13 protein-coding genes are annotated in these 14736 nt (G+C 65.2%); 8 read left to right on the top strand and 5 right to left on the bottom strand.

Annotated elements, in window-relative coordinates:
• Positions 1-13: 13 nt before the first annotated feature.
• Entirely contained in the window at positions 14-139 is a 126-nt protein-coding gene (locus JQX11_RS32930) for a hypothetical protein (protein WP_269756781.1), read from the top strand.
• 779 nt (positions 140-918) lie between these two features.
• Here the strand turns inward: JQX11_RS32930 and JQX11_RS04090 are convergent.
• From JQX11_RS04090 to JQX11_RS04075, 4 genes are all read right to left on the bottom strand, one after another.
• A complete protein-coding gene (locus tag JQX11_RS04090) occupies positions 919-1581 on the bottom strand; it encodes a hypothetical protein (protein WP_204923660.1) in 663 nt (220 codons plus the stop codon).
• Positions 1572-2054, bottom strand: a complete 483-nt coding sequence (locus JQX11_RS04085) for a hypothetical protein (protein ID WP_204923659.1) — start codon at positions 2052-2054, stop codon at positions 1572-1574. Before JQX11_RS04085 ends, JQX11_RS04090 begins: the two co-directional genes overlap by 10 nt.
• Positions 2055-2248: 194 nt before the next feature.
• Positions 2249-2809, bottom strand: coding sequence for an ImmA/IrrE family metallo-endopeptidase (locus JQX11_RS04080; protein ID WP_204923658.1), 561 nt, complete (start codon positions 2807-2809; stop codon positions 2249-2251).
• Complete coding sequence (locus tag JQX11_RS04075) at positions 2806-3315, bottom strand: helix-turn-helix domain-containing protein (RefSeq protein ID WP_204923657.1); 510 nt, start codon at positions 3313-3315, stop codon at positions 2806-2808. Before JQX11_RS04075 ends, JQX11_RS04080 begins: the two co-directional genes overlap by 4 nt.
• A gap of 159 nt (positions 3316-3474) precedes the next feature.
• Here JQX11_RS04075 and JQX11_RS04070 point away from each other — a divergent pair, with 159 nt between their 5' ends.
• The 7 genes from JQX11_RS04070 (at position 3475) to JQX11_RS04040 (ending at position 11475) form a co-directional block, all read left to right on the top strand.
• Positions 3475-3924 (top strand): hypothetical protein, encoded by a 450-nt coding sequence (locus JQX11_RS04070; protein ID WP_204923656.1) that lies wholly within the window; start codon positions 3475-3477, stop codon positions 3922-3924.
• Positions 3924-4289 carry a hypothetical protein gene (locus JQX11_RS04065; RefSeq protein WP_204923655.1) on the top strand — a complete coding sequence of 122 codons (366 nt, stop codon included), beginning with the start codon at positions 3924-3926 and terminating at the stop codon, positions 4287-4289. The genes JQX11_RS04070 and JQX11_RS04065 overlap by 1 nt, the downstream gene beginning before the upstream one ends.
• Positions 4286-5671, top strand: coding sequence for a ThiF family adenylyltransferase (locus JQX11_RS04060; protein WP_204923654.1), 1386 nt, complete (start codon positions 4286-4288; stop codon positions 5669-5671). The genes JQX11_RS04065 and JQX11_RS04060 overlap by 4 nt, the downstream gene beginning before the upstream one ends.
• Before the next feature lie 154 nt (positions 5672-5825).
• Positions 5826-8426 carry a DEAD/DEAH box helicase family protein gene (locus tag JQX11_RS04055; RefSeq protein WP_204923653.1) on the top strand — a complete coding sequence of 867 codons (2601 nt, stop codon included), beginning with the start codon at positions 5826-5828 and terminating at the stop codon, positions 8424-8426.
• A 246-nt stretch (positions 8427-8672) separates the two neighbouring features.
• Positions 8673-9638, top strand: a complete 966-nt coding sequence (locus JQX11_RS04050; RefSeq protein ID WP_204923652.1) for a hypothetical protein — start codon at positions 8673-8675, stop codon at positions 9636-9638.
• Positions 9639-9707: 69 nt separating this feature from the next.
• Positions 9708-10571: an HNH endonuclease gene (locus tag JQX11_RS04045; RefSeq protein ID WP_204923651.1), complete on the top strand. Its 864-nt coding sequence runs from the start codon at positions 9708-9710 to the stop codon at positions 10569-10571.
• Positions 10572-10863: 292 nt separating this feature from the next.
• Positions 10864-11475 (top strand): hypothetical protein, encoded by a 612-nt coding sequence (locus JQX11_RS04040; RefSeq protein WP_232377235.1) that lies wholly within the window; start codon positions 10864-10866, stop codon positions 11473-11475.
• Positions 11476-11658: 183 nt separating this feature from the next.
• Here JQX11_RS04040 and JQX11_RS04035 read toward each other — a convergent pair whose 3' ends face one another.
• On the bottom strand, positions 11659-14733 hold the full coding sequence (locus JQX11_RS04035; protein ID WP_204923650.1) for a type I restriction endonuclease subunit R: 3075 nt from the start codon (positions 14731-14733) through the stop codon (positions 11659-11661).
• Positions 14734-14736: the final 3 nt, after the last annotated feature.

The following is a 14736-nucleotide window of genomic DNA, read 5'->3' as shown; positions in this document are numbered from 1 at the left end:
CCAGGAGATCCAAATGCAGCACCTGCTCCAGTTCCTGCCCCTGGCCGGCGGCGTACTGAGCCTCGCCGCAGCCCTCACCAATCTGGCCACCGCTCTGATCAACCGGTCGGCGCACCGCCGGCCCGACGGCGGCGTCTGAGGAGAGGTGCGGCTGCCGGTGTCGTGAGCGCCGGCAGCCGCACCCGGCGTCTCCAGATACTGGGCACCCTATGCATTCTCGTCCGGCGGGTCGAGGCGAGCCGCACGCCACCGAGCAGGTCACCAACAAGCACTACATCGTCAAGCCCGCCCTCGCCTCCGACAGCTCCGACATCCTCGAACAGCTTGGGGCAGGTCCGGAGATCACTGGCCCTGCGCCTCAAGATCGTGGGAAGCGGCGGGCCAAGTAGACCCTGCACGCCCGCTGGCAGGCGCGTTGAACCTGGTCGCCGGTAGGCGTCTCCGAGGTTTTCGGGGGGCGATTGAAAACCTCATCGATTAAAATGAGGCCCTGACCAGCGAGCCCGCTGGTCAGGGCCTCACCCTGAGCCGCCTGACGGAATCGAACCGTCGACCTACGCTCCCCGACCACCGCTCTTATCGACTTGTCATCAAACGGCAAGAATTGGCGTTGACCTGCACAAACGCCAAAGCAAAGTGATCATCATGTGTCAGCGCCGGCCAGCAGTACGCAGGGGTTTTCGGGGGGTAAACGGGGGCGGTTCTTGTGTCAGCGCAACCACAGCCGGCTGGGGCCAACTGGACTAAGTGGGGCACGGTCGCTGACGTTCGCCAGCCGGACAGCTCTGACACCATCGAGGATGCACTTGCCGCTCCAGCGCGGGATCCGCGATGGGACCGACGGCGCGGAGTCGATCTTCCTCTCCGGCGGATCACGATGATGTGAGGACTACGGTGACGAGCTCTCGCGATTCCGCTCTACGTACGATTAATCCAGTTTTTGATCTTCTGGGTGATATGGCCACGCATCAGATCAGCTGGAGGAGTACCTGGAATCAGCTCGTCGAAACATTCGCCCGGGTGCTTGGCGAGCAACGGCATGATGTTGCTGCCTCCAGGTGCGGGGAAGGCGAGTGTGCACTTGCCCGGTCCCATCTCGGAGGCAAGGCCGATAAATTCTCTACCAACTCGTAGCCTCGGCGATGCCGAGTAGTGTTTTGCCTCCACCGCCGCAACGAGGTTACGACTGCGCGGGTGCACAGATCCGACGCGGCTACGCTCAGCTTCTTCCTGATCCAGAACCGCCACGTCGCATTCATGCAGGACGCCGGATTTCCCGGCGACATAGACGCCCAGGTGAATCTCTACCTGCCGTCCTCCGGAGAACGACGCTAACACGTACGTGAAATTTCCGGCGTACAGGTTGCCGGGCTGCGTGCGGAAGACGGCGCTGCTGGCCGTCGAGACGCCGTCGTTGGTGATCAGGCAGGCACCTCCAGCAGCCTCAGCGGCCTCCGTTGCGACGGCGAGCAGGGCTGCCTCGTACAGATCAGCTTCCCTTGCCGCGTCCGTGTATACCGTACGCAGCGCGCCTATCGCCTCCTCGATTGCGGCGATCAGTTCCTCTTTGGTCAGTGCCATGAACCGACCTCCTCACGAGCCGGTGCGATGAGGCTCTTTACTCGACCGAACATCACCTCTGCCCGTCCGGCTTCCCCCTCGACTTGCAGACTGCTTGGTTCGGCCGTTCGCGTCTCATCCGGCTGGGCGAAGGTAACGTGACCGCTGTGGACGCCGTGATCGACAAGCAAGCCGAGCAACGCTCGCCGGTTCGCTGTCAAGCTGTGCGCCAGCGTGAGGAGTGTGTCGCAGAGTATGGCAAGGCTCTCGTCGTCGGTGTACGGCACTTCTGCAAGCTCGTCCTTGCCGATGCGCCCGAGGCGCTGCGCCGTGAGGGCATCTTGCCGATCCTGCCGGATACTCTCGGGCAGCTTCGATCCCTTCACCATGCGACCTCGGGTAATCTCCTCCCGGATCTGCGCTGCGATGTCCGGTAGTTCCCGGTCAAGGGTCCTCAAAATCTCGTCGACGACCTCGGCACTTCCCTGCACCACGACCTCGCTCCCTTCCGCCCGCTAGTCCGGCTCCGCCGGCGCTGGACCTTACCTATATCGCATGTCGCTCGGGGGGCGTGCCACAAGCTGAGCCCTCTGATCCTCGGCCAGAGGCACAGCCAGTTGTTAAGTAAGGTGGAGAGCCTGGTGGGGTTCCGGACGCCGCCTCCCGGGGCGCGGCTGCGCGTACCGCATCAGCGTGAACGACCCGTCGCGAACTGCTTGGCAACGCCAGTCGTGTTGTACCGGAACCGGGCCATCTCCACGGTGACTGAGTACTCTTCAGCGATGGCGTCGATGCTGGCCCCGCGGCGGGCGGCAGAGATGAGCAGGTCGCGCGGAAGCAGGAGCGTTCCGCCGAGCGCAGTCGCTTCTTCCTCTTCGTCCGGTTTGCAGGTTCTGAAAGGCATGCCAGCGAGCTCTCGGACCTCGGACAGGTCGTGTTCCAGGATGATATGGGCGAGCTCGTGGGCGATGTCGCTGTTCTGCCGGCCGCGTCCGCGAATGGGATTGACTACGATGATCTTCCGGCCGCGCACCTCGAACGTCGCCGCTGAGAAGGCGTACGCCTGGATGCGCTCCAGTTCCTCGAGGTCAGCCAAGGGCACGAGCGTTGCGGCGTCGACGATGGCCACGTTGAGATGGCGTGCTAGGGCACGCGGGTCGAGCTGATCGGCCGCAGAGAGGGAAAGTTCCTGGCGATAGCGCTTGGCCGTTCGTTCCGCGTTCGCCTTGAACCCGTGCTTGAGAGTCAAAGTCTTCCCGAGTCCACCAGTCGTTCGAGCTCCGAGTTCATCGTGCTCAGCATTGTGTTCAGGCGCTCGGGAACCCCGGGGCGAAGGACGCTGGCTGCACGCAGATGGCAGGCGACAACCGGCTGACCGGTGATGTTCTGAGCAAGCGCGTCGTACATAGTTCGAAGCATGTCGGCGATCTTCCCAGCGGCGGCCGGCGGGAGTCGCGGGTCAGAGGACAGATGGGAGATCGCGGCGTCGATGCTGCTTTGCTCACGCGGTGCGATGGGAGCGAAGAAGTCGCTCGGAGGTACGCCGAGCCACGCGCACAGAAGCATGAAAGACGTGAGGTCGGGCTGCGACCCGCCCTCAACCCGGGAGAACGTGCTGAAGCTCACGTTGGCGTCTGCGGCAGCCTGGCGGAGGGACAGCGAACCCCGGCGTTCGCGCAGCATGGCGCCAAGACGCGCCAGGTCGAGGCGTTCGATCTCTCTGGCGGCGGCTCGAGGAAGGGCCTTGTCGCTCATCTCCGTCGTGCTCGGTAGGTCCAAGGCATGGGTTCAGCATAACGCCGAGTGACGCTTCGGTGAAACACCCACACGCCCCTCAAGGTCGACACTGCCGCTTTGCTGATACAGTTGATGTTCACGGCGACCGCTCGCACCGCGGGCAGAGAGGAGGCGGCCATGAGTGCCACCGACGTCCACACGAAGTTCCAGATCTCGATCGACGGGAAGGAGTACACGACCCGCGACGGCGACCAGGAGGCGGCAAGCCTGCTTCGCCTCGCCGGGCGCGACCCCGAGAAGTACGATCTCGCCCGCCTTCGTCCGGGTGGCGAGCCGAAGGTCGTTAAGGACACCAAGGTCCTCGACCTCAAGGATGGCGACGCGTTCATCTCCATCAAGCAGCGCACCAAGATCACCTTCACGATCGACGGAGTCGGCTACTTCACCAAGGACGATGACCAGGAGGCCGCAGCTCTTCTTCGCCTCGCGGGTCTCAACCCCGGCGAGTACGACCTCGCCCGCATCCGCCCTGGGCAGGACCCGAAGGTCTTCAAGGACGAGAAGGTCCTCGACCTGCGGGAGGGCGACACCTTCATCTCCGTCAAGCAGAGCAGCCCCGTCGCCTGATGTCTCCCGAACTGAGCGCTCCGGTCGCAGCCTTCATCGCCGACCTCGCCGACCAAGGAATCCAGGCCAGCGTCCAAGGGTCCGCCGTCGTCTACTCGGTGTACGCCGTGGCCGGAGCGCTCGCGGGAAAGGAAGTTCCCACGGCGGTCAGCGTGGTCGAGCTCGCCGGATGGCCCGCCGCACCGCCGCACTGGCTGCACTTCGAGAGCACGGTGCGATTCGCGACCAGCAACACCGACACCATCGAGTGTCTCGACGGCTGGCTCCGCCACTCCCGTGACATCGGCGCCTGGAGCACCGACCGGCCGCCCATCATCAACTGGCTCGCACACGTGCGCGGCGTGATCAAGGACGCAATCACATGAACCTCTCCATCGCCATGACCGCAGAGGTAGCAGCCGAACTCGACAACCACCTCACCCGCGAAGACGGCCAGGAAGACGTCTGCATCGCCACCTACGTCTGGTCAACAGGCGCAGAGCGCACAACTGCACTGATCCGCAACGTCGTCCTCCCCCGCGACGGCGAACGATTCGTGCACGGCAACGCCGAGTTCACCGGCGCCTACGTCGTCCGGGTCGCTACCGAGGCACGAGAGCGAGGTGAGGGCATTGCCCTTCTCCACTCGCACCCAGGCGCACGCGGCTGGCAAGGGCTCAGCGGCCCCGACCACAACACCGAGTCCGAGTACGAACGCGTAGCCCGGGCAGTCACCGGCATGCCCCTCCTCGGGATGACCCTCGCCGCCGCTGAACAGGAGTGGTCAGCCCGAGTTTGGTATGACCGAACCGCGCCGACCGCCGCCGAATCCGTGCGCGTCGTCGGAGAGCGGCTCAATGTGACATGGAACGACAGGGCTCGTCGCCGCCCGATGGCGACCGCCTTCCAACACCGCACGGTCGCGGCGTGGGGCGAACGACGCCAGGCGAGCATTGCACGCCTCAAGGTCCTCGTCATCGGAGTCGGCAGCGTCGGACTCGACGTGGCTGCACGCCTCGCCGCCACAGGCATCGAACACATTGGCTTAATGGACATCGATGTCGTCGAAGACCTCAACCTCGACCGCATGATCGGCGCCACGCGCGAAGATGCACGCCTCGGGCGGCGCAAGACCGAGGTCGCCGCCCGTGTCGCTCGACAGGCCGCGACCGCTCATAACTTCACGGTGGCGGTACACGACCTGAGCATCACGACACCGCAGGGGCTCGCCGCAGCCCTCGACTACGACGTCATCTTCTCCTGCGTCGACCGCCCCTGGCCTCGCGGCGTCCTCAACGTCGTCGCGTACGCCGACCTCATCCCGGTCATCGACGGAGGCATCGCCCTAGATACGCTGCCGAGCGGGGAGATGCGAAGCGGCACTTGGCGAGCCCATGCACTCGTCCCCGGGCGACCCTGCATGGTCTGCAATGGGCAACTCCGGGTCAGCGAGCTCAGCCTCGATCGAGCCGGCCTCCTCGACGACCCCGAATACATCCGCCAATCCGGGATCAACACCGGGACAGGCAGTCCGAACGTCGCAGCGCTCGCCGCGTCCGTCAGCGCCGGGCTCCTCGCCCAGTTCGTCAGCCTGGTGGCCTCACCCGCAGGCATGGGTGTATCGGCACCGCTCCGCTACATGCTCGCCGCCCACCAGCTCGAGCACTTGCCCATCAAGAGCGGCGCGTATTGCCCGTACGAGAACGCGACCGCGCACGGTGATGCACGGCAGGTACTCACTGACGACAAGCACGCCCGCCAGGCATGATCGCCGGGTTCGTCTCAAGACCACGGACTCCACCCGCTGCTCCGCACGTCGTCTGACGGCGGTAGCTACGCAGGTGTACGGGCGGGCGGAAATGGCCCAGCCGAAGAAGCGCTCCGCGCCGTAGAGTTCATACCTTCCGAGTGAGGAGTGAACGGTGGCCGACGCGGCGGAGCTGGACTTTGGGCAGAACCTGGCCGACTTCGGGTCGGCGAGGTTCACCCAGCTACGGCCCGGTCAGCATCAGGTTCTCACCACCTACGCGGACCACCACCTCGATACTGCGGACCTGGCCATCGAGATGCCTACGGGCGAGGGCAAAACTCTGCTGGCCCTGCTGATCGCCGATCATGCCCTCAACCGCGGTTGGTCGGTGGCCTACTTGACCGGTACCCGCCAGCTCGCCGAGCGGGTTAAGGAGGAGGCCGAAGATCTCGGACTGGACGTGGTCCGCTTCGCCGCGAAGGACTACGGCGGCGCGAAGCTCGACGACTATCACCAGGCCCAGGCCGTCGGCGTAATGAACTACTGGGTCTACTTCAACAGCGATCCGAAGGTCGGAGCCGCAGACCTGGTCATCTTCGACGATGCTCACCTCGCAGAGCAACCCCTCAGTGGGCTTCAAACCTTGCGCATCCCTGACAAGCTCGGCCCTGCCCGCCAGCTCTATCGGACGGTCTGCGAACTTGTGGTGGCGCACACCGATGCCTACCCCGGCCTACGCGCAATGCTGGACGGCACCGCGCGGCCCGATACCCCTCCTGAGCTGCTGTCCTTCAGCGACTGGAACGCAATCGTGAGCCAAACGCACGACGCAATCGCGGCATCGCCGCTCGTCACGGACGGCAACATCAAGAACGAGATGAGATACGTCTGGCCGACGGTCCGTGACCACCTCACCCAGTGCGGCGTCCTCATCGGCCCCTCCGGCATCGAGATCCGCCCCTACCACCCTCCGACCACGCTCAACCCGCACTACAGCCGCGCCAAGCAGCGGATCTACCTGTCGGCCACCCTGGGATCAATGGATGATCTCCAGCGCCGAATTGGAGGCAGGCCGATCACCCGTCTCACCACCGCCACACCACTGCCGCCTGGCGCAACGGGCGAGCGACTGCTGGTACTCAACCCCAGTGCCGAACCCGCCTTCGACCAACACGTCCTCGGCTGGGCTCTTACCCAAAGCCAGGCAGCCGGCGGTCGTGCAGCCTGGTTATGTGCCAGCCACGCCGAAGCTGACACCCTCCAGGAGGCGCTCAGCACCCACGGACAGCAGGTCTACCGTCTTCGCCCTGGTGATGACTCAATGGTCGACACTTGGAGCCGCGCCGCCAACGGGCATTTGATTACCGCCGGCCGCTACGACGGGCTCGACCTCGCAGGTGACCTGTGCAAGCTAGTCATCATCACCACCGTTCCGCAGGCCAGCAGCGAGTTCGAGCGCTTCGTCGTCGCCTACCTCGGCGATGCCAGCTTCATGCGCCACCGCGTCGGCCAACGCGTCACCCAAGCACTGGGCCGCGCCAATCGCGAAAAGACCGACCGGTCCCTCTACCTCGGACTCGACCCAAGCTTCGCGCGAATGCTCGCCGACCCTGCCGTCCGCAAGTCGATCCCCGCAGGCACCGAACCCACAATCCGCACCGCATTAGAGATCTACGATCAAGGCTGGGAGGGCACTCTGCACGCCTGCACCTCGTTCTGGCAGCCAGCCACACAAGCCCCGACCACCACGGAGACCGCCGCGCCGAAGAGTCCTCGCCGCAAGGCGCGGCCCGGCCGCAGCATCGGCGGAACCAGCGACGTCTCCAGCGCCAACGCGGAAGTCTCCGCAGCGACCGACCTGTGGCTCAGCGACCACGCAGGAGCGGCCAAGAAGGCGAGTGAAGCTGCCGCTCAACTGGCCAAGGCAGGGGAAACCGAACACAGCGCATTCTGGCGCTACGTGGAAGCCCATGCCCACTTCGATCGCGGACGCCCTCAAGACCTGGCCGCCGCACGCAAGGCACTCGAGGACGCCACCGATGGCGGCCCGCGCACCACCTGGTTTCGCCGACTAGCCCGAACCGTCGCCGACCTCGAGGGCTACGAACAGACCGCCGACGACACCGACCGGTTCTTTCTCGCCTGGGATGAGTGGCGCCGCGAGACCGGTTCCCGACTTGATCGCGTCCTTTCCGATGGACGAGCCCTGCTCACCGGCAACCACGACCAACAGTGCGAAGCCCTGATCAGGCTCGCTCGCCTCGCCGGGGCCAGCGGAGAACGCCCGCCCAAGACCGAGCAGAGCGCGACGGACTGCCGCTGGACCTGGTCCACCGTCAAGCGTGCCGAGCGCCGCGTCTGGGAGGTAAAAACTGTCCGGAAGGGCGAACCCAAGCCGCTGATGCGCGACGACGTAAACCAATTGCTTGGCCAGATCGAGGTCGCGACCAGGCGATCGGCGAAGACCCGCGTGTTCGGCTGCCTACTAACTCCCGCCACTACCACCAAGGACGACGCCGCCGAAGCGGCTTATGACAAAACCGTGTTGGTTAACCACGGCGCGGCCGTACGGCTTTACGACATTCTCGCCGACCGCCTTCGTCAGTACGACGCGTTGTGCGGCGACAACAACGCCGAAGCACGCGGTGCGGCTCGGACGAGGATCGAGGCGCTCCTGCCTCAGGAGGATGGTTGGCTGGGCAAGCTACTCGCACCCTCTCGTGGACGGCTCATCACCGCAGACGACGTAGCCGCCATTTTCCCACCAAGGTGACGGCAGACAAACTGCTCAAACCGTACTTCGACACAGGCGCAGCCGGTCTGCGCACGCTCATGAGATTGGCCTTGAACATGGCCTGCTCGTTAGCCATGGGTTAGTTGTACCGGTCGGAGGTGACACCCATCCCGACGCGGCTGCCCTACCGCGATTCGGGCCGAACCGGGTCGTCACGCACGTTGCATGTCGGTGGCCGTGTGTAGCGTGTGCGCAATCTCTTACCGGCGGTAAGGAGGATCAGCTATGGGAGACGCTGCCGCATTTCATGATCAGCTCCTGGATTGGGTGTACGACAAGGCGAACGGCACCTCCACCGAAAATGTGCCCATCATGGAGTTCGCTGAGAGCGTCGGCCTGGATCTCGATGGCGCGTACACGCTGCTCTGGTACTGCCGCGACGAAGGGCTCCTCAGTGACAAGGGCTCGGGCATGGGCGACCCCTGCGGCATCCTCACCGCCTTCGGGATCGCCTATGTGCGAGAGCAGCGGCACCGTCGGGCCGACCCTGCGCTGCGGGCGCGCGCGTGCCGGTCGAGTCTGCTGAACTGGTTCTACCGGCAGCGAATCGCCCAGGTGCACATGCCGATCACCGGGGAGTTCGGCAAGGACGACAGGTCGGTCTGGGAGGGCGTCCGATTCACGGACGTCGAGATCCAGGAAGCGGCTGAGTACCTATCCGCCAAGGGGTTGATCAAGGGGACCGAGGTCGACCAGCTTCGCGGTCCCGTGCGGGCGGAGATCACCGCTGACGGCATCGACTGCGCGATTGACTGGGAGGGTAATGTGGCGGACTACCTGCGCGACCAGAAGGGATACGGCCCGACGATCAACCACGGACCGGTGTTCCATGGCGTTTCTCAGGGTGGCCAGTTCTCGTGGGGCAACCGCGATGTGACGCAGCAGCAGAACATCGCGGAGCAGGTCTCGCCGGAGTTCCAGCCGCTCGTGGAAGCGGTGGTGGCGATCCTTCAGCAGCTTCCCGGCTACGGGCTAACGCCGCGGGATCAGCAGGACATCGAGGCCGCGGCGAACGAGGTCCTCGCCGAGATGCAGCAGGAGCAGCCCGAGCCGGGCAAGCTTCGTCGCGGCGTTGCCATGCTCAAGGGCTTTCTGTTCCCGATCGCGAAGGAGGCAGCGACAGAGGAAGCGCGGCAGCTGGCGCAGCATGGCCTAGACCAGGTCACGGCGGCGATCGGCTCGGTTCTGTGAGGCTCCCTCACGTAGCACGGCCGGGGCGGGGGTGGCTCCTTGCGTAAACGGCCACCCGAGGCAATGTCGGTGAATCGCGCGAACGGCGGCCCGCTGAGCTTTGGGATCGAACCGCCGGGGTCGACTGAGACGGCGCCGCTGCGGCTGATCGAGGTGCTGCGCCCGCGCATGTTCGATGACTGCCCCATCTGCGGTGACCCGGCGACGACACAGGAGCACGTACCACCACAGCGGCTCGGCGGTACGCGGATGACCCTGACCTGCGCTCAGTGCAACAACAGCCTCGGGACTCTCCTGGAAGCCGACCTGGTCGACTGGTTCGACGAAGCCTGGTCGACGTCGTCCTTCCAATCGGACGCGGTCCCCGGCAGGCGGCAGACGAGCCGACTGCTGAGACGCTGGACATCCGACGGACAGTTCGTCCTCCTGCCGGAAGGACGCTGCGATCCTGCCGTCGGCGAGATCCTGGCGGCTGGCGGTGATGTAACTCTGGAAGTCTCGCCACCGAATCAGAATCGCTGCCGCCTGGCGCTGCTCAAGTCGATGTACCTCGCGCTGTGCATCAAAGCCGGCGTTCCCGAAGGCGAACCAGCGGATCGACTGCGGGCCGAACTGCTCGCAGCGCGCGACGCGAAGCACAAGGCGGACGTGCCGGTCAGTCCGATTGCGCTGGGACTGACTGTGCTACGGCACTGGGGAGACCCGATCACCAAGGAGTCTGTGGTGTTGGCTGAACTCCAGCCGAAGACCGGGCCGGTACTGGGGTTCCTCCTCGCAGGCCGGGTGTTCGTCTCCGCATCGTCCTCGTGGAGCGAAGCGACGGTCACGCCCGGACGTCTGGTAAACCAACTCCAGGTCGGCGCTTCGGTACGCGGCGAAGTAGCGTCCGTTCATCCCCAGCCGCCACCACAGGCTCGCCGGCGTCAGGCGTAGCCAGGCCGCCCACCAGTACCAGTCCGCTCCGCTTGAAGAGGTTGAGCCGGCGTTGACAGCGGGACGCCGTCCCGGCGCATTGTCATCGTCGCTGCTGGAGCTGCCCGAAGCGGATCGCCACCCGATCATGCGGGATATCGGCGGGTCGGACGGCGCGGGGCATGACACTTCCCCCGGCCGTCGAACGCCGCCGGCTCGAACGGATTGGCTGAACCGGCAGCGCGGCCGGGGAAGCTCCACCGACGACCGAGACAGCCGCGCCTGAAGCCGGCATCCGGCGACGGCGCAGCCGATGCAGTCGATACTCTTCGAGGACCGTTTCTTCTCGATTCTTCGATACGCGATGGAGGCGAGCGTGGGGTACCAGGATCCAGGTGCAGCAGAGGTCATCAGACGCACTACGGTCCGAATGCCCTACCTGCCCGACGCTCAGCTGGCCAAAGCCGACCGCCTTGGCGGCAGCATCGTCGTCGATCCGAGCAGCCCGATCGCGTTGCGGCGCGCTGCGGCGCAGATGGCAGTACAGTTTCGCCGTGAGACTGGCTATGACTTCGCCCCCTACGACGCCGGGGAGCCAGACGGCGTCGTCGTCCTGATCCCAACCCGTCGGTTTCTCATCGCCTACGGCAGCCTTATCGCTGGCGCGATCGGTATCGATCCAACCGCGTTCTACGAAGGTCTGCCTCAGCCCGTGCCCCGCGCTACCTGGGTCTACCTGCATCCCTACGAACGCGGCAGAGCGGCCGTCACCGATGTATGGCCAGCATTGGCTCAACGCTGGCCTGGGCTCAGTCTCGCCGGCCCCTTCACTCCCGCCGGGAGAGCCCTCGTCGACCGCCTCATCGAGCAGGGCCAACATCCAACCCATCTCGGCGAGACGCCGATCCACGATATCGCGACATAACCCATCGGATCCTCCAGAATTTTTAGGAACCTTCGCCAGGTAGGCGTCAGACCCAGTCCCGGTGGACTACCTCTGGGAAGGGCTCGTAGTTCAGCCGGGCCTGCCTCTGCCCTCGGGGGGACACGCCAACCCCTTTCGTGCTTGTCGGCGGCCCGCCAGATGTGCCGTGGCTCCACGCATTCATCAATCAACTAGGTAGTGGGCTTCGATGTACGCGACGGTGGAGTCATACGGCTCCCCCACTGGCTTCAGCATGTACCGGCGGAAGACCGCAGCGGTAGCACGGCGGACGCCTCGGTTGCGGGCGTCGGCGTTGTCCCACGACTGGGCGAGGGTGCGAGTGACCACTTGGTCGATCTCCTCGGCCAGGTTCCTTTCCGTGATGGTGAGGCCGGCGGGTGCGTGGTCGTGGATAATCCGTGACAGGACGCCCACGTGGTCATCGTCCAGTACGACAGCTTCTTCAGGATGCTTCCCGGCGTTGACAATGGCGCGGGCGATCCAGAGTGCCTCCGAGAGAAAGTCCAGGGCGTCCTGGGCGGTCTGGATGATCCGGTCCCGCAGGAGCCTGATTCGTTCCGCGAGGGCGGTGTACTTCGCAGACCCGGGTTCAACTCCCTTGTCGAGGGCGGCCTTGATCCGGTCCAGGATCTCCGCTGCGGACGGCGGCTTCTCGTCTTCACCGTCGTCCTTGCCAGGCTTGGAGCGGACGAGGGCCATCAGCTCCTTGAGGATGGCGATGCCCTGGGCGTCAAGGACAAGGGGTTCCTCCTGGGAGGCGACCACGGCGAAGGAATGGACGTGGGCGTTGATGATCTCCAGGACCATCGGCCCCAGCTCGGCCAGCCGTTCCTTTCGCTCCTCGTCAGAGGACCTCTTGAACAGGGTCATGTACACGGACCCGAACAGCCCAAAGCCGTCCCGGTACTTGGCGATCCGCTTGTCGCTGCTGATGAGGGAGTACAGGCGGGCCAGCAGGCGGTAGTCCCTGCTGAAAACCTCGGCGGAGCCGGGGTTAGCGTTCAGGAAGACGTTGATGGCTCGCACGGACTCATATCCGTGGACCGTGAGGTCTAGGTCGTCCACGTCGGCGAGGAGGTCTTCGATGCGGGCGAAGGTGGTGCGGAACTCGGCGACCAGCTCGGACACGTCGGTGACGAATCCGCCGCCCTTGCCGGACCCTTCCGGGGTGGGGTCGACGACGGCCCGTTGGACCTCTTCGGCCAGCCCGATGTAGTCCACGACCACGCCGGAGGTCTTCACGAACCCGGTCGGTGACACCCAGGTGCGGTTCGGGCGAGTGATCGTCTGGAACAGGGTGTGGGCTTTCAGCGGCTTGTCCAGGTAGAGGACGCCCTCGTTGGGGGCGTCGAATCCCGTCATCAGCTTCGCGGTCACCACCAGGAAGCAGAGTGGGTCGTCCGGGGTGAGGAACCGCCGCTTTTGCCCCTCTTCCTCGGCCTCCGAGAGCCGGTATGGCCGCATGGCCGGGTCTTCGTCCTTGGAGTCCGAGACGGAGATGTTCACCTCGGCCGTGATTCGGTCGTGTTTGCCCACTTCGGCGAGTACCTGCGATGCCGCGAAGCCGGCCAGCAGCTCGTTGATCTTGTCGGTGTATGCCACGGCCAGCTCACGGTTGTAGGCCACGACTTGAGCCTTCATGCCGTTGCGGTAGGCACCAGTCAGGTAGTGGTCCACGATGTCCTGGCAGACCGCGTGGATACGGTTGGGGTTGGCGAACACCGAGGTCAGGCGCCCGAACTTGCGAGACAGTGCCTCACGGTCGGGGTCGTCGAGGTCGAAGTCGTCGGCGAACTGGTCGAACTCGGCCTGCAACTCCTGGTCGTTCATCTCGAAGGACACCGGGTGCGGGTCCAGCATGACCGGGACGGTCGCCTCGTCCCGCAGCGACCGGGACACCGAATACCGGTGTAGCACTCGCCCCGGGTCGGCCTCGTCACCGAAGAGGGCGAAGGTGTCGGTGGCGAGGTTCCGCAGAGGGGTGCCGGTCATGCCGAAAAACTTCGCCTGAGGGATAGCGGCGCGCATCTGCCCGGCCAGGGACGTCGACTTGGCGGACTGGGTCCGGTGCGCCTCGTCGACCAGCACGATGATGTTGTCCCGCTTCGACAGGTTCCTGCCGGCTTCGGCGAACTTGTGCACGGTCGTGGAGATGACCCCGCGCACGTCGTCGGCGAGCAGGGACCGCAAGTCCTGACTGGTCTTCGGCTGGTGGAAGTAGGCGTCTCCCATCGCGGAGGTGAACACCCCGGAGGTCTGCCGCACGAGATCGGTCCGGTCCGAGAGCAGAATGATCGTGGGTGAGTCGGTCCGGGAGTCGGCCAGCAGCAGCGAGGCGGCGAACACCATCAGCAGGGTCTTCCCGCTGCCTTGGTGGTGCCAGATCAGGCCCTTCTGGCCGCCGGCCAGGACTCGCTGGTGGATCAGGTGGGCGGCTTCCCGCTGCGGGTAGCGGGGCAGGTACTTCTTATCCACCCCACCCCCCGCGGTGTCGAACAGAGCAAAGTTGGCGAGCATGTCCAGTACGGTCGCCGGGTTGAGTAGCAGCTCCACGGAACGCTGCACGTCAGCCTGCCCGGACAGGTTCTCGTCGTCGGCGGTGGACCGGAACGGCTGCCACAGGTTCAGGGGCGCACCAACGGCGCCGAATCGCAGCTTCAGCCCGTCGGAAGCGACGGCGAAGACGTTCGGGGTGAAGAACCACGGGTACTCGGCGGCGTACACATCGTTGATCTCGCGCGCAGCCTTAGCCCACCCAGACTTCGCGGTCGGTGACTTGACCTCGACCACGACCAGCGGCAGTCCATTGACCCAGTACACGAGGTCGAACCGGCGGGAGGTCTTCCCGGGGACGGTGATGGTCACCTCGTCCGACACGACCAGCGTGTTGGCGGTCGGGTGCTCGACGTCGATGACCCTCAGGGCGTGCCATACGCCGTCGGCGTCTCGGAACTCCTTATGCCCGCGCAGCAGGCATAACACCTGCTCATTGGCCCGGACAAGCCCGCCTTCAACAGCGTTGACCGTGGCGATGATCTCCTCGACCACCGCGTCCACGTCGAACCCGTCGATCACCTCCGGGTTGAGTCGGACGATAGCGTCCCGCAGTTGGCTGACGACCACCGTCTGTGTCGTCTCACGCGGAAGCGACCTTCCTGCCGCGAAGCCCCACCCCATCGGGAGGGACCACTCGATCATCAGGTTCTGGAACTCGCGCTCTCGAATGCCCTTCGCCACCGC

Origin of the sequence: Micromonospora humida, from assembly GCF_016901255.1 — a bacterium.
GTDB lineage: Bacteria > Actinomycetota > Actinomycetes > Mycobacteriales > Micromonosporaceae > Micromonospora > Micromonospora wenchangensis.
This window is presented reverse-complemented; position numbering and strand designations above follow the sequence as displayed.